This window comes from Dyadobacter sp. CY326 (assembly GCF_021390515.1).
In the GTDB taxonomy this organism is placed as follows: Bacteria; Bacteroidota; Bacteroidia; order Cytophagales; family Spirosomataceae; genus Dyadobacter.
The window spans coordinates 177023-195292 of record NZ_JAJUXI010000013.1 but is presented as its reverse complement, the minus strand read 5'-3'; the positions used below and the strand labels follow the sequence as shown (position 1 = coordinate 195292).

At 44.5% G+C, this 18270-nt stretch carries 19 protein-coding genes; 6 read left to right on the top strand and 13 right to left on the bottom strand.

The window, feature by feature from the left end:
• The 5 genes from LZG73_RS23960 to LZG73_RS23940 all read right to left on the bottom strand — a co-directional run bounded on the left by LZG73_RS23960 (window position 1) and on the right by LZG73_RS23940 (window position 4797).
• Entirely contained in the window at window positions 1-876 is an 876-nt protein-coding gene (locus LZG73_RS23960; protein WP_233855197.1) for an AraC family transcriptional regulator, read from the bottom strand.
• 161 nt (window positions 877-1037) lie between these two features.
• Window positions 1038-1370, bottom strand: a complete 333-nt coding sequence (locus LZG73_RS23955) for an RNA polymerase sigma factor (RefSeq protein ID WP_233855195.1) — start codon at window positions 1368-1370, stop codon at window positions 1038-1040.
• A 30-nt stretch (window positions 1371-1400) separates the two neighbouring features.
• Window positions 1401-2375 carry a dihydrodipicolinate synthase family protein gene (locus tag LZG73_RS23950; protein ID WP_233855193.1) on the bottom strand — a complete coding sequence of 325 codons (975 nt, stop codon included), beginning with the start codon at window positions 2373-2375 and terminating at the stop codon, window positions 1401-1403.
• Window positions 2376-2401: 26 nt separating this feature from the next.
• Window positions 2402-3985: a sodium:solute symporter gene (locus LZG73_RS23945; RefSeq protein ID WP_233855191.1), complete on the bottom strand. Its 1584-nt coding sequence runs from the start codon at window positions 3983-3985 to the stop codon at window positions 2402-2404.
• Window positions 3986-4113: 128 nt separating this feature from the next.
• Window positions 4114-4797: a TVP38/TMEM64 family protein gene (locus LZG73_RS23940; protein WP_233855189.1), complete on the bottom strand. Its 684-nt coding sequence runs from the start codon at window positions 4795-4797 to the stop codon at window positions 4114-4116.
• 197 nt (window positions 4798-4994) lie between these two features.
• On the opposite strand from LZG73_RS23940, the gene LZG73_RS23935 reads away from it, so the two are divergent.
• The gene (locus LZG73_RS23935; protein WP_233855187.1) at window positions 4995-6134 is read left to right on the top strand and encodes a cystathionine gamma-synthase; all 1140 of its coding nucleotides are present in this window, start codon (window positions 4995-4997) and stop codon (window positions 6132-6134) included.
• Window positions 6135-6215: 81 nt separating this feature from the next.
• A complete protein-coding gene (locus tag LZG73_RS23930; RefSeq protein WP_233855186.1) occupies window positions 6216-6572 on the top strand; it encodes a DUF3127 domain-containing protein in 357 nt (118 codons plus the stop codon).
• A gap of 71 nt (window positions 6573-6643) precedes the next feature.
• Here the strand turns inward: LZG73_RS23930 and LZG73_RS23925 are convergent, their stop codons facing one another.
• The 4 genes from LZG73_RS23925 to LZG73_RS23910 form a co-directional block, all read right to left on the bottom strand.
• Window positions 6644-7297, bottom strand: a complete 654-nt coding sequence (locus LZG73_RS23925; RefSeq protein ID WP_233855185.1) for a helix-turn-helix domain-containing protein — start codon at window positions 7295-7297, stop codon at window positions 6644-6646.
• 178 nt (window positions 7298-7475) lie between these two features.
• The gene (locus LZG73_RS23920) at window positions 7476-7697 is read right to left on the bottom strand and encodes a DUF2795 domain-containing protein (RefSeq protein ID WP_013927448.1); all 222 of its coding nucleotides are present in this window, start codon (window positions 7695-7697) and stop codon (window positions 7476-7478) included.
• 159 nt (window positions 7698-7856) lie between these two features.
• Window positions 7857-8234: a type II toxin-antitoxin system HigA family antitoxin gene (locus LZG73_RS23915; RefSeq protein WP_233855184.1), complete on the bottom strand. Its 378-nt coding sequence runs from the start codon at window positions 8232-8234 to the stop codon at window positions 7857-7859.
• 4 nt (window positions 8235-8238) lie between these two features.
• Window positions 8239-8535 (bottom strand): type II toxin-antitoxin system HigB family toxin, encoded by a 297-nt coding sequence (locus LZG73_RS23910; protein ID WP_233855183.1) that lies wholly within the window; start codon window positions 8533-8535, stop codon window positions 8239-8241.
• 137 nt (window positions 8536-8672) lie between these two features.
• On the opposite strand from LZG73_RS23910, the gene LZG73_RS23905 reads away from it, so the two are divergent.
• The 4 genes from LZG73_RS23905 to LZG73_RS23890 all read left to right on the top strand — a co-directional run bounded on the left by LZG73_RS23905 (window position 8673) and on the right by LZG73_RS23890 (window position 12972).
• Window positions 8673-9401, top strand: a complete 729-nt coding sequence (locus LZG73_RS23905; protein WP_233855182.1) for a copper homeostasis protein CutC — start codon at window positions 8673-8675, stop codon at window positions 9399-9401.
• A gap of 43 nt (window positions 9402-9444) precedes the next feature.
• Entirely contained in the window at window positions 9445-11892 is a 2448-nt protein-coding gene (locus LZG73_RS23900; RefSeq protein WP_233855181.1) for a penicillin acylase family protein, read from the top strand.
• Window positions 11893-11902: 10 nt separating this feature from the next.
• Window positions 11903-12262 (top strand): hypothetical protein, encoded by a 360-nt coding sequence (locus LZG73_RS23895; RefSeq protein ID WP_233855180.1) that lies wholly within the window; start codon window positions 11903-11905, stop codon window positions 12260-12262.
• Window positions 12263-12351: 89 nt separating this feature from the next.
• Window positions 12352-12972, top strand: a complete 621-nt coding sequence (locus LZG73_RS23890) for an OmpH family outer membrane protein (protein WP_233855178.1) — start codon at window positions 12352-12354, stop codon at window positions 12970-12972.
• Between the two features lie 79 nt (window positions 12973-13051).
• Here LZG73_RS23890 and LZG73_RS23885 read toward each other — a convergent pair whose 3' ends face one another.
• Genes LZG73_RS23885 through LZG73_RS23870 form a run of 4 tightly spaced genes read right to left on the bottom strand, consistent with a single transcriptional unit; the run spans window position 13052 to window position 18198 of the window.
• The gene (locus LZG73_RS23885; RefSeq protein ID WP_233855176.1) at window positions 13052-13816 is read right to left on the bottom strand and encodes a succinate dehydrogenase/fumarate reductase iron-sulfur subunit; all 765 of its coding nucleotides are present in this window, start codon (window positions 13814-13816) and stop codon (window positions 13052-13054) included.
• Window positions 13817-13842: 26 nt separating this feature from the next.
• Complete coding sequence (locus tag LZG73_RS23880) at window positions 13843-15432, bottom strand: glycosyltransferase family 39 protein (RefSeq protein WP_233855174.1); 1590 nt, start codon at window positions 15430-15432, stop codon at window positions 13843-13845.
• Between the two features lie 48 nt (window positions 15433-15480).
• Window positions 15481-17469, bottom strand: a complete 1989-nt coding sequence (locus LZG73_RS23875) for a fumarate reductase/succinate dehydrogenase flavoprotein subunit (RefSeq protein WP_233855172.1) — start codon at window positions 17467-17469, stop codon at window positions 15481-15483.
• 57 nt (window positions 17470-17526) lie between these two features.
• Complete coding sequence (locus LZG73_RS23870) at window positions 17527-18198, bottom strand: succinate dehydrogenase cytochrome b subunit (protein ID WP_233855170.1); 672 nt, start codon at window positions 18196-18198, stop codon at window positions 17527-17529.
• Between the last annotated feature and the right edge of the window lie 72 nt (window positions 18199-18270).

Sequence of the window (18270 nt, the reverse complement as noted above, 5' to 3'; positions counted from 1 at the left end):
TCAGATCAGCTCAGGTGCGGTTTTATACAAATATTTTCTTTTGTATTCCAATGGCGTCATATCGGTCACTTTCTTGAAATGCCGGTAAAAATTGGAAACATTGTTGAAGCCGCACTCAAAGCAAATCACTTCCGTTGCCAGCTTATCTTCAATCAAAAAACGACAAGCCTGACTAATCCGGATTTCCACCAGGAAGTCATTGTATGTTTTCTTGGTCATCAGCTTGAAATAGCGACAAAAGGAAGTTATGCCCAGATTGGCAATGGAGGCCACGTCATGCAGTGAAATGTCGCTTCGGTAATTTGAGAGCGTGTAGGCGTAAATTTTATTGAGTCGCAGCGTTTCCGAGTCATTTGATTTATAAAACGCATGTGCGGACGCAATCGTCTCCATATCGCTGGCCTCAGCCAGGATCTTCAAAATCGAAAGCAATGCAATAAGTCGGTCCAGATTTTGTGCGTTAACGGCGGCCTGCATCAAGGGAATAATTCCTTCCCTGGCCTTTCCTTTGATCAAAAGTCCTCTTTTTGCCTTTTCGTAAAGTTTGGGAATTTGGTAAGCTTCTGGCAAAAGCAGCAATTCGCTCCCAAGGCAATTGGGCAAGAAATGAATGATAATTACTTCCACAGACGAGTTGCTGGTTCCCTCTTCCACGCGCCAGGTGTGGGGCAGATTTTCACCTAAAAGAATGAGCTCGCCGTCCGAAAAATTGCTGATATTATCGCCAATAAACCGCACTCCGGTGCCCTTAATTAAGTAATGCAGTTCCAGTTCCGGGTGATAGTGCCACACTGTGCCGAATCCTGAACCTTTATCATGGCGGATGCTAAAGGATGTCCGGGACGCGATCGGGACCTTATGGAAATGCGGTTTCATTTTTAATCTCTTTCCTGGCGACACATTTGCCGCCAACACTTTATTCAAAAGAAACTTCTTTCAAATTCTATTCACTATTTTCTTTAAAAGTTTGAAATAGTTATATGAATTCCAGTAATCGTCTAAGTCTCCGAGGGTTACTATAAGCGCAAACTTGTCATTCAATGCAGCTGACTTTCTTGAAACGTTTGAATTTTGTGTAAAAACCGCTCTTTGAAAACCGGATCGTTATAGCCATTCATCTGACCAAAAATCTGATTTTTTAAGTTGAGAAAAAGATAGGTTTGAAAACTCCGTTCGGTTTCAATGTTACAGCGCTCATCCCATATCTTTTCGAAAACGCGTTCTGTGATGCTTTTCGCCTCTTTCTCATCTTTCAAGATCACGGTGCAAAATTTCACAGCAGGAAAATAAAAGTATGAGCAAAGTTGTGTGAAAGCAGCCTCGTCCCCTTCCTTGATTTGATAAAGAATTTGTTGATTTGGAAAATTCATAGCTTTAAGAATATAGGGTAGAAATGGTTCTTACTTTACCAGATTCCTTTTAAAAACGCTCGTAATGCCTAATTCCGACTGGATTTCGTCAATCTCTTCCAGTAAATGATCCATCTGTTGCTGTAAACCCGGCGTCAATTCTTCCACTTCTCTCCGCGTGTATAAGGAGATGGGAAAGCCTCGTCGCTGCAAACTATATTTGGCAATAATCGGATAAGCTGCGTGAACGAGATCCATCGAATCCTCTAAAAATCGCTGCACTTTTGAAATGGCCGCGTGCTGTTCAGGATCATTGAAATGATCACAAATCCAGACAACCAGTTCAGGAAAAATGTTGCCCTGAATGCAGGAAAGTCCAGCTGCGCCTGCCTGCAACGAAGGCACCGCATTGACCATATAAGCATCATAAAGTCCGAATTTGTGGCCTTTCCCGACCGCAATGCGGCGTTTTACTTCATCGAGGTCCAGGCAAGTGTCTTTGTGATAAATGATTCGGCCCGTTGCAACAAGATTTTCTAATATATCGCTGTTAATGAGGCGCTTATAAGGAACAGGACATTCGTACAAACCGAGCGGAACATCATCAGTAAGCGCAATCAGTTGGAGCATTCTATCCATAAAAACCTCGTCTGATTCTGATTCTGCGGCAATTAAGCTAGTAATGACGATGACAGCCTGCACACCGGTTTCGTATATACGTTTTACAAAATCCGCTTGCTCTGTAACAGTCCCCGGAAATGTTCCTGTGGCAACAACTGGCACCCTTCCTGCAACCTGATCCACAACGGTTTGCGTGACATCCAGCCGCTCTTGCTCCGACAATTCATACATTTCACTCGACAAGCAATTGGCAAAAAGGCCGGTGGCGCCCGCTTCCAGATAAAGTTCTGTCAGCGCGCTTAGGCCGGCATAGTCCACCGCTCCGGAATCCAGAAACGGAGTGAGCATAACGGGAATGAATCCTTGCGGCAATGTTGTAGAGGAGGGTTTGAATGCATGCATCATATCGCTTGTCAGATTGTGTATTGTGTCTATTCTTCGTTAATCAGCACTTCCTGCCTGGGCTGCACTTTTCTTTTAAGCCGGGTCAATAACACACCGCTTAAAAAAATGGAAAGCGTGCCCACGACCATAATCATATTCTGATGCAGCGGATTGCGCAGATAGGCGTATTCATCCGGAAGCTGCGCAGAGAATGTCATCCAAATAATCACCACAATCCCAATAAGCGTTGCCGTAAGCGCCTCTGCGTTTTTTGTTGCTCTTGAAATAATTCCCAGCAGAAACAATCCGAGCATGCCGCCTGCAAAGATCCCTGAAAGCATCCACCAGACATCCAGCACACTTTTCACACCGATCATTGCAATCCCAGTAACCATTCCAAGCAGTCCAAAAACCGTTGTAGCAATGTATAAAAGCCTCAAAGACTCTTTCGGAGCGAGATTTGACTTGATATATTTTTGGTAAATGTCCACTGAAAAAACGGTCGCAGAAGCATTCATTCCGGAGCTGATCGTGCTCATCGCCGCTGACATGATCGCGGCTATGATCAGCCCCAGCAAACCAACCGGAACCTTGGTAACCATGAAATGTGGCATTACTTTATCGCCATAATCAGCGGGAGTCAATGTTGAAGCAAGTTGAGCGATCGATTCTGCGGTTCCGTTAGGCATTCTTTCGGTGGCCACTTGCATGCGGATGATATTAAGCAATTCCGGATTGCTTTGGTAATATGCGTAAAGACAAGAGCCTAGCAGGAAAAATATCAGGGAGACGGGCAAATACAAATAAACGCAAAGCCAAACCGAGCTGGCGGCTTCCTTAATGGACGACGTTGTGTGATAACGCTGCACATAATTTTGATCCATCCCAAAATTATTCAGGTTCATAAAAAACCCATACAAAAGAACGACCCAGAACGATGACTGCGTAAAATCGGGAGCGAAAGTGCCGAGACTGAACTTGTTATCCGCCTCACCAATGTCCATAATCCGCGAAAAACCGCCATCCATTCCGGTTACAACCAGATAAAGAATGACCAGCGCGCCAATGGTTTTGATCACGCCTTGCACAACTTCTGTCCAGATAACGGCCTCCATTCCGCCCATCACAGTGTAAAGGACAATGCAAATGCCGACAACGATCATGATGGTCGACATGGGATAACCAGTCAGCGCTTGCAGACTTAATGCAATGCCAAAAAATATGGAGCCCATTCGGGCGAGTTGGGTAAGCAGGAAGCAAACGACCGCATATGTTCTGGCCCAGGGACCGAATCGCTCTTCCAGATGCGTGTAAGCTGAAACTGCGCCTGTATTTCTATAAAATGGAATGAAAAACCGCGTCGCGACCCATGCTGCGAATGGCATTGAAAGGCTGAAAACAAATGAATTCCAGTTGCTTCCATATGCTTTTCCGGGAACGCCGAGAAATGTGTTGCTGCTCAGAAAAGTGGCATAAATTGAAATTCCAATGGCCCAGCCCGGAATGGTTCCGGATGCTTTTGTGAACTGCTCGGCATTGGTATTTTTTCTGGAAAAATAAACGCCAACGCCAACCATCCCCACCAGATAGGCAATCACAATAACCAGATCGATGAGCGGCAAGGATTTCACTAAACTAGTTGGATAAGTATAACTTTACCACAAATAAACAGGATACAATTGCCTAATTTGTATGGTTTCGTATCCTTTTATTGTACGATATTAGCAAAGAAAGCTTTGCCTCAAAAAATATCCTGTAATTATTCTACTATCTTTTTGTCTTTGAAGAAATATCCGATTCCGACGGTTGAAACGACAATCAGCAGAATCAGGACTATTTTGGTTGCCAAGCCTTCATTCGGGTGTTCCAGAAGATAACGAATGTCCCGGGCTTCGCGTCCAGCCCAGACTGCGAGCAACGTGCGCGGAATCATTCCCAATGTGCCACCTGCCAGCACTTGCTTGAAACGCGCGCCTGCCATGGCAAAAAATAAGTTTGTAATGGCAAATGGCAAAACGGGCGAAAGTTTGGCAAAGAAAATGAGCCGCAATTCATTTTGATAAAAACGCCGCAAGAGCCCATTGATTTGCGGGTAAACCTGAACAAGATAACCTCTGATAGACGACGCGTGCAGGAAATTGGCAGAAGCATAAATGATTGCAATCGCACCCAAATTAAGTCCAAAAAGAAGCGGAACGGCTGTCCAGCCGAGAAAATAGCCATAAACCAATGCCAGAAAAGTAGGCGGAGTAAGTGCAACGGACGAAGCAAGCGTCAAAATCAGTGTCGCAATAATCCACCATTCAAAAGGCCAGCTGCGTAGCTGACTTTCATGACCCACCGCCCAGGCCGTTACAATGGAGGTGGTGACAAGCGGAACAATAGTCAGTAAAATGCTTACGACTACGGGTAATGATAACTTTTTGGGGGAGGAAGTCTCCACAGCTTTTTGTTTAAATAACTTACTTTGTTCCCGTATAGTGATAACCACTTGTTTGGTTAAAAGGTTTTTTCTAATCTTGACTTTATGCCTTGTTCTTCTTGCCACGGATGCCCCGCGCGGCGGACCGTAAATGTTCACGAATAGTATTGCTATTAGTGAACATTGGTGCATCCGTGGCATTACATAAAATCCCAAACATGAAATTCGCAACAAAAGCCATACACGCCGGCGTGGAGCCGGACCCGACCACCGGCGCCATTATGACGCCCATTTATCAAACTTCCACTTACGTGCAGGAAAGCCCCGGCAAGCACAAGGGTTACGAATATTCACGGACCCACAATCCGACACGGACTGCGCTTCAAAACGCACTGGCAGCATTGGAAAACGGCAAACACGGAATTTGCTATGCTTCCGGCCTCGCTGCGACAGACGCCGTTTTGAAACTGTATCGCCCCGGCGACGAAATCATTGCGACCAATGACATTTACGGCGGCACTTATCGCATTATGAAGCGGATTTACGAGCCATTCTGCCTCACATTCAAATTTGTGGATATGAGCAACATGGCTAACATTGAAGCCGCAGTTTCAGAAAAAACGAAAATGATCTGGATTGAAACGCCGACCAATCCTTTGCTGAAAATCGTTGATATTAAGGCCATTACAAGCATTTGCCGAAAAAGAGGGATTCATAGTGTCGTTGATAACACATTTGCATCGCCTTACTTGCAAAATCCATTGGATATGGAGGCAGACATTGTCATGCATTCGGTCACCAAATATCTTGGAGGACACTCCGACACGGTGATGGGTGCACTTGTCACGAATGATGACGCATTGGCCAAAGAGCTGGCATTTATCCAGAATGCAAGCGGCGCGGTTCCAGGTCCGCAGGATTGTTTTCTGGTTTTGAGAGGATTAAAAACTTTGCATATCCGCATGCAGCGACATTGTGAAAACGCGATGGAGGTCGCGAAATGGCTCGAAGCGCATCCAAAAGTGAGCAAAGTTTATTACCCCGGACTGCCCGCGCATCCAGGTCATGAACTGGCCAGCCGCCAAATGCGCGGATATGGCGGAATGCTGTCGTTTGAGTTGAAAGGAGACGTTTATGATGAAGCCGTGAAGACGATGGAAAACCTGAAAGTTTTTTCACTAGGAGAGTCTTTGGGTGGCGTTGAATCGCTTTGTACGCATCCGGCAAGCATGACGCACGCGAGCATTCCCAAGGAAGAACGCCTCAAAACCGGTCTGAAAGACACATTGATCAGGTTAAGCGTCGGAATTGAAGATGTAGAAGATCTGATCGCAGATCTGGAACAAGCAATCGGTTAGGTTTGAGACGAGCATTGCAATCAAAGTTCAAAAACCTTACTTTTGAAACTACATTTTTTCAGGCACTAAAAATACATTGTAATGGAATTAACAGGAACGGTTATCGCTTTGCTCCCAGAGGTTACAGGGCAGGGAAAAAACGGAGCTTGGCGCAAGCAGGAATTTATTCTTGAAATACCTTCTCAATATCCTAAAAAAGTATGCATTTCGCTTTGGGGAGATAAAATCGACCAGGCTAATTTGCAGATAAATGATTCAGTAACGGCTTCTATCGACGTGGAAAGCCGCGAATACAACTCGCGCTGGTACACAGAAGTGAAGGCATGGAAAGTAGACAAAGCCGGAAGCGGCGGAGGTTCTGCTTCAAATTCCGGCAGCAACCCATTGCCTCCGGTTACCACATTCAGCGAAGACGAATCGGACGATCTTCCATTCTGATAAAAAATATAAATTCCCGGCTTAGCATTGCTTCATTGAAGCGCCGAGCCGGGAATTTGTATGAATTGCTGTTAATTGGATTGATAAGCGATCGACATTGTAAACTTGTCGATCATTTCATGGGGGTGCACTTCCAGGATTCGTGCAAGCACCATAACTACAAGCGTATTGGAAGCGATTTTTCGCGGAATCCCGGCAAAAGCTGCAAACAAGTCAACTGTCACCGATTCCTTTTCGTCCAAAAGTTTCATCAGCTTTTCCTCCTTGTCGCCATATTGAAAACGGATATCGCGCTCACCGCGTCCGCGGCGCATAATTTCCTTCATTTCCCTGCTCGCTTGGATGGATTTGTCCTCTACACGAATGTATGCCTGGCGATTTCCGGTGTCATCCACAACATAATGTGGCTTATCAATGCTTCGGTGAATGGTTAGCACCAGCACGTCCCTGTCTGAACTAACAGGAATCCGTTCTTTTTTGTAGCTTATTTTGGGATAAATGTATTTGTCGATGGCCTTTGTGAGTGTGTACTCATCTTCTTCGGCATCTTTGAGGCCCTTTATCGTTTTGTCGTCACCAACACCAACGAAGAGCTTTCCACCACCGGAGTTGGCAAAAGCGACAACTTCACGGACAATTTTTTCGGGGTGATTGGATTTCAGTTTGAATTCCACATGTTCACCCTCACCCTTCTTTACCAACTCTCTCAACAATCGAAGCTCCATCTTTTGGAATGGATAATATCTGAATTATGACAAAATCACTTTCGGTAACTTCCTTGTCATTCCACTTTATAACGCTAACAATTTACATTCCTTTTACCAGATTAAAAAAATATTGAGCGCCGTATTTCACTTATTATAACAAAAAAAAACGGCACTGATGAGGTGCCGTCTTCTTTATTTAGTATTCATCTTCGTTGAAAAAGAAATCGTCTTTGGTGGGGTAATCAGGCCAAATCTCTTCAATGCTTTCATAAGGCTGGCCATCATCTTCGAGCTCCTGTAAATTCTCAACTACTTCTAACGGAGCGCCTGTTCTGATTGCAAAGTCAATTAGCTCGTCTTTGGTAGCTGGCCAAGGAGCATCTTCAAGATATGACGCGAGTTCGAGAGTCCAGTACATAATATTTTCGCCTATTAATAGTTACTTACTTTTCTGCAAAAGTAAAAAATTTGACATCTTTTAAAAGCTTAAAGCGAAAAAAAAGAAAAATAATTGCTAACAGCAAATTTAAATTTCAACAGAATATTCAACCAACTAAAACCCAGCTTTTTACAATATTTAAGAAGCCAATAAAGTCGCAGCCGATATCCCCAAACCTTTGTGTATTTTGCGAATCATTTCAAGCGTCAGCGGTCTTTTCCGGTTCAGCACTTCCGAGACGCGACTCGGACTTCCAAAATAGTCAACCAAATCTTTTCGCTTCAATCCATTCTCTTCCATCTTCAATTTAATGGCTTCAACCGGGTCTGGTGGCTCAATTGTGAAATGAACCGCTTCATAATCTTCCACAATAATGGAGATCAATTCCAGCAATTCTTCCTCTGGACTGTTCTCTTTACAATCAATGAGCGAGTCAATCACTCCTAGATATTGCTTATAATCAGAATCCGAATGGATTGCTTTCAACTCAGACTTGATCTGCTGCACTGTTTTCATAACGTTAAGTATTTTTGATGTCTTTAATTTGGTCATATTCCTTATGTGTGCCCAAAAACCGGACATATACGCGCTGTAAATTATATCTAAACACAACGATCAGTCTGTATTTATTTCGGCATATGTTGAACACAACTCGATTATTCCCCACAGTGTCAGTTCTGGGATTGTCAGCAATTACTTCATTCGGTGATGCATAAGTGGCATTTTTCATCTTATCGTGCCAATATTTCAGCTCCTGCTCCGCATCCGGATATTTTTCCCAAAACTCCCTCAATGTTCCTTTTGTAATAATTCTCACAGACAGACAACAAATATTCCCATAATGGTAAAAAGTATACAAAAATGGTAATTTTTACTGTACAATACAAATCCCCAACACCCTCTCCAATCCTGAAAACCTTTTTGTAATTTTCCCGATCATTAAAAACAATTAGTATGACCATTGAGGTTTGTGCCTATTCTCTTGAATCTTGTATTAACGCGCAGGCCGGCGGCGCTGGACGGATTGAATTATGCGGCGGATTGGGCGAAGGCGGAACGACTCCCAGCGCGGGATTGATCGAGGTTGTGAGACAACATATAGATATCGACGTTTTTGTAATGATCCGTCCGAGAGGTGGTGACTTCGTGTATGATGTTTTCGAGGAAGAAATCATGCGAAAAGATATAGATCTTGCGAAAAAGCTGGGTGCAAATGGCGTCGTGCTCGGGGTCCTTTTAGCGGATGGCCAAGTGGACATTGCACGAACAAAAGCCCTCGTGGAATATGCCAAACCCATGAAAGTGACATTTCACCGCGCATTTGACCTTACGCCCGAACCCATGAAAGCTCTTAAGGCCGTGATAGAAACAGGCGCTGAACGCATACTGACTTCGGGACAAAAACCTGCTGCGATTGAAGGAATTGGCTTGCTGGAACAACTTGCGAAAGAGGCCGGAAATTCTATTGAAATCATGGCGGGCGGAGGAGTTAACCACAACAACGCAGCACAACTGGCAGCAGCTGGCGTCCATTCATTGCATTTGACAGCTAAATCATTTCGCCCGGGCAGACAAAAATATTTCCCCGCAGACATTTCCATGGCGGGAGAATCGCCCGACGAGCGTTCCGTCATGTATAGCGATTTGGCGCTCGTGGAAGCCATCGTGCAAGTAGTTTCCTAGTGAATGCCGGCTTTTAAAATTAGCGCCGTTCCCCCCCTCCTCCATGAAGTATTTAAAAGCTTTTGTTTCACTTGCTGCAACATTAGGCCTGGTTTATGTCCTGAGCAGACCCCTCGGCCCCGCCCCCGCATTAGGGCCATTTCTTAGTCCTTTCACTGGTTTTTCCCAAAATGGCGAAGGGCTTGTTACAAGCGATAATGAAACGCTTCTAAAACTCAATGGATTAAAGGATGAGGTGATGATCCGATACGATGATGCCGGCGTCGCCCACATTTTTGCAAAAAATGATTTTGACCTTTTTTACGCGCAGGGATTTGTAACGGCCAAAGACCGGTTATGGCAAATGGATTTGCAGATTAGGGCTGCCTCTGGGCGACTTTCGGAAGTGCTGGGCAAGGCCACATTGCAGCTCGATCAGCAAAGTCGGAGGTTGGGAATGGGCTATGGTGCAGAAGCGAACCTGAAAATTGCGATGCAGAACCCGCATTCGCGCGAAGCGTTGCTCGGTTACACAGCGGGCGTCAATGCATACATCAATCAACTCGCCCCGAAAAATTATCCTATTGAGTTCAAACTGCTTGGTTATCAACCAGAAGCATGGAAGCCGATCAACACCATGTATATGTTGGAACAGATGACGCTGACATTGGCTGGTCGGTCTAATGAGCTCAATATGAGCAATTTGCTTAAAAAATATGGGAAAGCCGTCGTGGATGATCTTTTCCCGGATTATCCAATGTTCCAGGAAAGTCCGATCATTCCAGCGGGAACGAAATGGGATTTTAAGCCGCTGAAAGTTCAAAAAAGCAACAAGATTTTTCAGTATAACGACAGCATTAGTCCTGCGAAACAAACAATCGCGGCGCTTTCGAAAAGGACACCAAAGGAGGAAGGCGTTGGCAGCAACAACTGGGCCGTAAGCGCCGAAAAGTCGATCACCGGCTATCCGATCCTGGCCAATGATCCGCATCTTGAACTCACACTTCCATCGATTTGGTATCAAGTCCAGCTGCATTCGCCGTCCATGAATGTTTACGGCGTTTCTTTACCGGGCATTCCAAGTGTCATCATCGGGTTCAATCAGCAGGTCGCATGGGGCGTAACCAACACGGATGCAGATGTTTATGATTTATATAAAATTAAATTCAAAGACGATTCCCGCAACGAATATTGGCATAATAACCAATGGAAACCGACCAAAAAGCGCATTGAAAACATTTATATAAAAGGACAAAAAGAACCTTTACGAGAAGAGATCATTTACACGCACCACGGACCCGTTACTGAAACGGACAGCAGCTCAGGGAAATATCCGGAGCTGGCTATTAAATGGATTGGGCACGAAGCGGGGAATAGCTTTCTGACTTTTTATGAATTAAACAAAGCCAAAAATTACGATGATTATCGCAAAGCGCTGACATTCTACGTCGGGCCTGCTCAGAATTTTGTCTTTGCCGATAACAGTAAAAATATCGCTATTACGGTTAATGGAAAACTGCCTTTGAAATATAAGGAGCAAGGAAAATTCCTGCTTGACGGCTCAAATGCTGCGGACGATTGGCAAGGCTGGATTCCCGCAGAGCAAAATCCATTTGTAAAAAATCCGAAAAGAGGCTTTGTCAGCAGTGCAAACCAGTCGTCCACCGACCCTTCTTATCCATATTATATCAACTGGGTTTTCGCTCCCACGGAACGCGGCGTACGCATCAACGAGCGGCTTAATGCAATGTCGCAAGCCAATGCAGACAGTTTGAGAATGTTACAAAATGATAATTTCAGTGTTTTGGCAAGAAACATTTTACCCAAATTACTGAGCACACTCAAATCTGCAACGCTAACCCCGGCCCAAAAAGCAGCCGCGATCACACTTGCGAACTGGAATTATCAAAACTCACCCGAATCCATTGCAACTTCCATTTTTGAAGAATGGGCTCCCATGCTGATGGGGCAGATTTGGAATGATGAATTTGGCGAAAACCTGGAATATCCGACCCGCGACAGGACATTGTTTATGATTTTGAAACAGCCAAATGCAAAATGGTTTGACAACATTAAGACGCCCGAAAAAGAAACGTTGCAAAGTCTGGCAGAGAATAGTTTCAAAGCCTCATTGGACACATTGCATGCGCGGCATGGCGCTATGAGCAAATCGTGGCAATGGTCGAATGTAAAAGGCACCGAAATTAGACATTTGAGCAGAAGCCTGAAACCATTCAATGCGCCCGCGTTGCACGTAGGCGGAGGTCGCAGCATTGTGAATGCAATTACGAAGCGTAATGGCCCATCGTGGCGGATGGTTGTAGAACTTGGGCCCGTCCCGAGAGCATATGGCATTTATCCGGGCGGCCAGTCGGGAAATCCGGGCAGTCCTTATTATCTCAACTTGTTGAAAAAGTGGGAAAACGGCGAGTTGAATGAGCTCGTTTATCTATTGAGTCCCGATCAGCAAAACGCGCGAATGACTTCAACAATTTTGCTACAAAAGCCTTAACACGAACAGAATGAATGTGATCATCATTATCATTGCGTCAGCCTTGCTGCAAATTTTGCTCCCGTGGTGGATTGTGGCAGTCGTTCCTTTTATAGTTTTTCTGGCTCGTCCCGCGACTGCCTCAGCGGCTTTCTGGACTGGCTTTGCTTCCATTGCCATAGTTTGGCTTGCTTATGGATTTTATCTGCATTTTACATCAGACGGCGCCATGTCGGATCGCATTGCCGGCATATTCTCACTGCCTGATGGGCTGCTTTTGCTTGTGGTTGCTGCAATTGTCGGCGGGTTAACGGGCGGATTGGCTGCACTTTCGGGATGCCTTACCCGCAGGATCTTCGTGAGTGAGCCGGCGGGGAGTTTGTCCCGCTAACGTAATTTTCAGAGAGGCATCGATATTCATTGTACTTAAACACAAATTATTATCTTTGCGGCTCGTTCAAAAAACAAAACTCAAAAAACGTGAATAACAATACTTCGTTAATTTGGAACATCGTGCTTTCGCTGGCTGTGGCGGTGTTATTCTTTTTACATTTTTCAGGCAAGCCTTCGGCAGATGCGGGTGCAGCAACAGATGGTGGTGTGGTGGCAGGCCGAAAAACCGTTTATGTTCAGGTTGATTCTTTGTTGAAAAACTACGAATTCTTTAAGGATACAAGAAAAGAGTTGGAAAATAAAAACTTCCAACTTGAAAATGAATTGACTACAAAAGGCCGCTCATTGCAAAATGAAGTCCAGTTTTTCCAACAAAGAGCACAAACAATGACGCCCGATCAGGCTCGCTCGACGGAGGCTCAATTGATGAAAAAACAACAGGATCTGGTTGCTTACCGTGATCAATCGGCGCAGGCATTGGGACAGGAAGAGGCTAAGAAAAACGAAGAGCTTTACAAAAATATCCGCGCCTACATTGAGAAATACAACAAGGAAAACGGTTTCGAATATGTTTTAGGTTACTCGCTCGGAGGCGGCATTTTATTTGCCAATCCATCTTTGGACGTAACGCAAAAGATTCTTGACGGTTTGAACAAAGAATACAAAAGCAAGACCCCAGCAAAAGCTGACTCGACCAAAAAAAACTAAACTTACTTGATATAACGAAAGCAGGCCGCTAATGATTAGCGGCCTGCTTTTTTTTTGTATTCGTGCAAATTAGATTTACTTAAACAGCTGTCGACGAAAACTTAGCGCCAATGTATTCGCGGTTGAGGCGGGCGATGTTCACCATGCTGATTTCCTTAGGACACTCTGCTGAGCATGCTCCTGTATTTGTGCAGGCCCCAAATCCTTCGGAATCCATTTGAGCAACCATTTTTTCAGCGCGAATGTTGCGTTCTGCCTGTCCTTGTGGCAACAAAGCCAGTTGTGATACTTTTGCAGAAACAAAAAGCATCGCTGATGCATTTTTACAAGCTGCTACACAAGCACCGCAAGCGATACAAGCCGCTGCTGAAAATGCTTCGTCAGCCGCTTCCTTAGGAATTGGCAGACTGTTCGCATCCTGTGCATTCCCCGTGTTAACAGAAACAAAACCACCCGCAGACATAATCCTGTCAAATGCATCGCGGTCAACAACCAAGTCCTTAATTACAGGAAATGCTTTTGCACGCCAAGGCTCTACCACAATCGTATCGCCATCATTGAATGATCGCATGTGCAGCTGGCAAGTCGTAACGCCTTTCAACGGTCCGTGCGGACGGCCATTGATGAACATTGCACACGACCCGCAAATCCCTTCACGACAATCATGGTCAAATGCAATCGGCACTTTCCCCTCTTCGATCAACTGCTCATTCAGCACATCGAACATTTCAAGGAAGGACATGTCCGGAGAAACGCCATCCAGTTTATAGTTCTCAAAAGCTCCTGCTGTATTTTTATCACTTTGTCTCCAAACTTTCAGTGACAAACTCATATTTCCTTCCATACCGATATATTCTTTATTTCCTGAAATTACTTTTTCTTATAAACTAAAAATTCACTGTCGTAATCAAGATAGTTTCTGCCGTACACACTCAAACTTTTAACAATATCCTTTTGACTAAAAGTCCTTGCTAGCAAATATTTATCGTCGAAAACCTTTACTTCCTCTTTTGATGCGTGACCTAAATCCCAAGGTCGAAAAACAACCCAGTTCGGCTGGAGATAATTGATCAATTGTACATACGACTCCGTCTTCAATTGTTTCCTGGCCTCAATCACTTTCTTATTGCAAAGTCCGGGATAATCATACATTGTCAATCCTGAATAAAATCCAATGTAACCCAACGGTTCAAGAAAAACAGTTTCATCCGGCGTCTTAGACTCATCTTTCAGCCAAAGTCCTATTTGTTTTCTCAATCCATTCTCGATCAAATCCTGCTGCGAGCGCATTTGGACCAAGCCTCCGGCGTAAACCCAAATCTGCGCTATCAAAATTACACTCAACACGCCTGCTGGAATCCAGTTTCTACTTGCAGTCATGATCCTGTCAGGTTGAGCCAAAGCGCAACCAATGCTTGTCAAACAAATCACCATCACTGCCGGGATATACCACGGATAAATGGTTGGTGAAAATATGTTCAGATAAGATGCCACCAAAAATGCCGCAAATGACAGAAATCTGGCACTCGAATTGATCTTTGGTATGGCCCAAAGAAAAACCGAAGCATAAGTAACAACTTTCAACACAAACAATAACACGACCGGCCAACTTTCAAAATAGTAATATGCCGGAGCGAATATCCATAGATACGGCGCCTCAGAAGACACCAGACCCATAAAAATCGACTGAAAGTAATGCACTCCCCGATTAAGAATGCTTTCCAGCGTTAATGTAAATCCTTTCGCGAGGATCGTATTCGGGACTGGACTTCCGTAATACCACCATGCAAATAAAATCCAAGGTGCGTAAAACAAGATTCCTATTAATCCGCCCCTAAAAAACACATTAATGTGCTTCCAGGATCGTCCTTTAAATATCAAATAACTCAATAACAGCGATCCGATGTGAATGAATGCATCCGGACGGCTCCACATCAAATAGGCGAAAATTAATCCTAATCTGAGCGGGTCAGGAACTTCCGATCTGAACAACTCTCTGATCAGTAGCACAATTCCCAAAAGCATAAAGGCCGTTTCCATGCCATTTATGCTGTAATCAATGCTCTTTTCATCAAAAACAAGAACGAATGCAACCAGCAATGCAAGCCAGAGCGGAGCTTTAATCGTCTTTGAGAAAAAATCAAAGACCAGTTTGACAATCAGCCCAACCAATCCAATATTTATGAATCGAAACGACCAAATTACCGCCTCATCGTCATGAAAGATCGCGTTCAAAAATGCAGGAATTAACGTCCCGATCGGAGACGTAAACGAATGCACTCTTTCATTCAGATTAAATGTAAATCCCAGGCCCTCTGACAAATTTTTGGAAGCTCTGAAAGTTATGTACCAGTCTTCCCATCGATGGTCCGTATAGATGGCAAAAAATAACGCCGACACTGCGCCAAGCGCAAAAACAAACCAAGAGATCCTTGTCTGATTAGAACCAGAGATTAACATAACGATTATTTAAGGTGTGTGTAACTAAGCTTACTTCTTGTATTACAATTACTTATAACTTCTCTGAGCAATTTTGATGTTTTCGTACACTAAATCTTCTTTGTGCAACTCCCACTCCTCGGGACCCTTGTGTTCCCAGGCCGAGACATACATATAATTTTCATCATCACGCATTGCTTCGCCTTCTTCCGTTTGGAATTCCTCACGGAAATGGCCGCCGCACGATTCATTGCGATCCAATGCATCCAGACACATTAATTCACCCAATTCGATAAAGTCAGCAACGCGGTTGGCTTTGTCAAGTTCAGGGTTAAATTCGTTGATCTTGCCCATAACTTTGACATCACTCCAAAAATCCTTCCGCAACGCGCGAATTTCTGTAATGGCCTCTTTCAATCCCTGCTCGTTGCGCGCCATTCCACATTTATCCCACATGATCTTGCCCAAGCGGCGGTGATACACTTCGGGAGATGTTTTGCCCTGAATGGTTATCAGCTTTTCAATTCTATCTTTTACTTCTTTTTCAGTGCTTACAAAGGCTTCATGATCAGTAGAGATCTTTCCAGTTCTGATCTCATTGGCAAGATATGCTCCGATTGTGTAAGGAATGACAAAATATCCATCAGCCAATCCCTGCATTAATGCCGAAGCTCCCAAACGGTTTGCTCCGTGGTCTGAGAAGTTAGCTTCTCCCAAGGCATACAAACCAGGAACGGTTGTCATCAAATTGTAATCAACCCAAAGTCCGCCCATTGTGTAGTGAACTGCGGGGTAAATCCGCATTGGAACTTCATATGGATCTTCACCCGTAATCTGCTTGTACATGTCAAACAGGTTACCATATTTTTCTTTCACAACTGCCTTTCCCCAAATGATAATATCGGCGTCAGACGGATTATGAATGTTGTTTTTATTGGCTTCTCCGCGTCCGTAACGCTCAACTGCTGCTGCAAAATCAAGGAAGACAGCCAATTTAGAAGCTCCCACACCATAACCTGCATCGCAACGCTCCTTGGCGGCACGGGATGCAATGTCACGCGGAACAAGGTTACCAAATGCTGGATAGCGGCGTTCCAGGTAATAATCACGCTCTTCCTCAGGAATTTCATTTCCAGGACGCGTATCGTTTTTCGCTTTTGGCACCCAGATACGACCATCATTACGAAGCGACTCTGACATCAGCGTCAACTTGGATTGATGTTCGCCTGAAACCGGAATACAGGTTGGGTGAATTTGTGTAAAACAAGGGTTGCCAAAGAATGCGCCGCGTTTGTGGGCTTTCCAGGCCGCAGTCACATTGCTTCCCATTGCATTGGTAGACAAGTAAAATACGTTTCCGTATCCTCCCGAGCAAAGCAAAACAGCATGAGCAGCGTGTCTTTCCAATTGCCCTGTAACCAGGTCTCTCGCAATGATTCCACGGCATTTGCCGTCAATGTTCACAATGTCAAGCATTTCGTGGCGGTTGTACATTTTTACCGTACCCATACCAACCTGACGCTGCAAACCTGAATAAGCGCCTAAAAGCAATTGTTGACCCGTTTGTCCAGCTGCATAAAACGTCCGCTGAACCTGCGTTCCGCCAAAAGATCTGTTGGAAAGCAAACCGCCATATTCACGTGCAAACGGCACACCAGCGGCAACGCATTGATCTATAATGCTTCCGGAAACTTCGGCGAGACGGTGCACATTGCCTTCTCTCGCGCGATAATCGCCTCCTTTAATTGTATCATAAAAAAGACGGTAAATAGAGTCACCGTCATTCTGGTAATTTTTAGCAGCATTAATTCCTCCTTGTGCAGCAATGGAGTGCGCGCGACGAGGGGAATCCTGAAAACAAAACGCTTTCACTTTATAACCAAGCTCTGCAAGCGTGGCAGCAGCCGAAGCTCCCGCAAGTCCAGTGCCAATTACGATGATTTCAAGATTACGTTTGTTGGCAGGGTTTACAAGTGGAACAGAAGAACGGTATTTACTCCATTTAGTTTCAAGCGGTCCTTGCGGTACTTTGGCATCCAGACGAGATGAAGTTGCCATATATTGAATGTTATTTAAATCAAAAAGTTAATTGAAATTTAGCGCTGATTGCAGCGCTTAGTCTACCCAACCCAAATAGATTGAAATGGGCATTAAAGCAAAAAGAAGCGGCACGACGATAGAAAAAGCCGTTCCAATAAAATTGATAAAACCATTGTATTTCACGTGGTTCCATCCCAATGTTTGGAAAGCACTCTTAAACCCGTGCAGCAAGTGCCAGAAAAGTGAAATGCATCCCGCAATGTAAATCAGCACAACCCAAGGATTCTGGAAAATGTCCAGCATCATTTGATATAAATTGAGCTCTTCCCCTGTTGAGAACTGATTGGAACGGTTAGGAATCCAGAAATGTGCTGTATGAATGACCAAAAAGATCAACAACAAAGTCCCCAGCAACCCCATGCTGCGCGAATACCAGGTGCTGTTTGCAGAAGGATTATTCACCGCATAGTTCACCGGTCTCGCTTCCGTGTTGTTTTTCCATAAAATCAGTCCATCGGCAATGTGCAGCAGGAACCCGGCGATCAGTCCAATTTCAAGCGTTCGCACGATGGGATTTGTACCCATGAAATGGCCCCAATGCGTGAATGTTTCTCCGCCGTCATTGTAAAAAATCATGGCATTGATGGAAGCATGAATCACCAGGAAACTTATCAAAAATAATCCGGTAAGAGCCATCAGAAGTTTCTTACCAATGGAGCTCGTTAACGTTTGTGAAAACCACGACATATCAAAAACGAATCGTTATAGTGCAAAAAAATTAGGTATATTTAGAACGTTTCAAAGGTATATCACAAACCC

Coding starts and splice junctions, on each gene's coding strand:
- LZG73_RS23875 (WP_233855172.1), bottom strand. CDS start 17,469: ATGGCAACTTCATCTCGTCTGGATGCCAAAGTACCGCAAGGACCGCTT.
- LZG73_RS23895 (WP_233855180.1), top strand. CDS start 11,903: ATGAATGTGATCATCATTATCATTGCGTCAGCCTTGCTGCAAATTTTG.
- LZG73_RS23935 (WP_233855187.1), top strand. CDS start 4,995: ATGAAATTCGCAACAAAAGCCATACACGCCGGCGTGGAGCCGGACCCG.
- LZG73_RS23950 (WP_233855193.1), bottom strand. CDS start 2,375: ATGATGCATGCATTCAAACCCTCCTCTACAACATTGCCGCAAGGATTC.
- LZG73_RS23925 (WP_233855185.1), bottom strand. CDS start 7,297: ATGGAGCTTCGATTGTTGAGAGAGTTGGTAAAGAAGGGTGAGGGTGAA.
- LZG73_RS23960 (WP_233855197.1), bottom strand. CDS start 876: ATGAAACCGCATTTCCATAAGGTCCCGATCGCGTCCCGGACATCCTTT.
- LZG73_RS23915 (WP_233855184.1), bottom strand. CDS start 8,234: ATGAAAACAGTGCAGCAGATCAAGTCTGAGTTGAAAGCAATCCATTCG.
- LZG73_RS23905 (WP_233855182.1), top strand. CDS start 8,673: ATGACCATTGAGGTTTGTGCCTATTCTCTTGAATCTTGTATTAACGCG.
- LZG73_RS23900 (WP_233855181.1), top strand. CDS start 9,445: ATGAAGTATTTAAAAGCTTTTGTTTCACTTGCTGCAACATTAGGCCTG.
- LZG73_RS23870 (WP_233855170.1), bottom strand. CDS start 18,198: ATGTCGTGGTTTTCACAAACGTTAACGAGCTCCATTGGTAAGAAACTT.
- LZG73_RS23885 (WP_233855176.1), bottom strand. CDS start 13,816: ATGGAAGGAAATATGAGTTTGTCACTGAAAGTTTGGAGACAAAGTGAT.
- LZG73_RS23920 (WP_013927448.1), bottom strand. CDS start 7,697: ATGTACTGGACTCTCGAACTCGCGTCATATCTTGAAGATGCTCCTTGG.
- LZG73_RS23955 (WP_233855195.1), bottom strand. CDS start 1,370: ATGAATTTTCCAAATCAACAAATTCTTTATCAAATCAAGGAAGGGGAC.
- LZG73_RS23930 (WP_233855186.1), top strand. CDS start 6,216: ATGGAATTAACAGGAACGGTTATCGCTTTGCTCCCAGAGGTTACAGGG.
- LZG73_RS23880 (WP_233855174.1), bottom strand. CDS start 15,432: ATGTTAATCTCTGGTTCTAATCAGACAAGGATCTCTTGGTTTGTTTTT.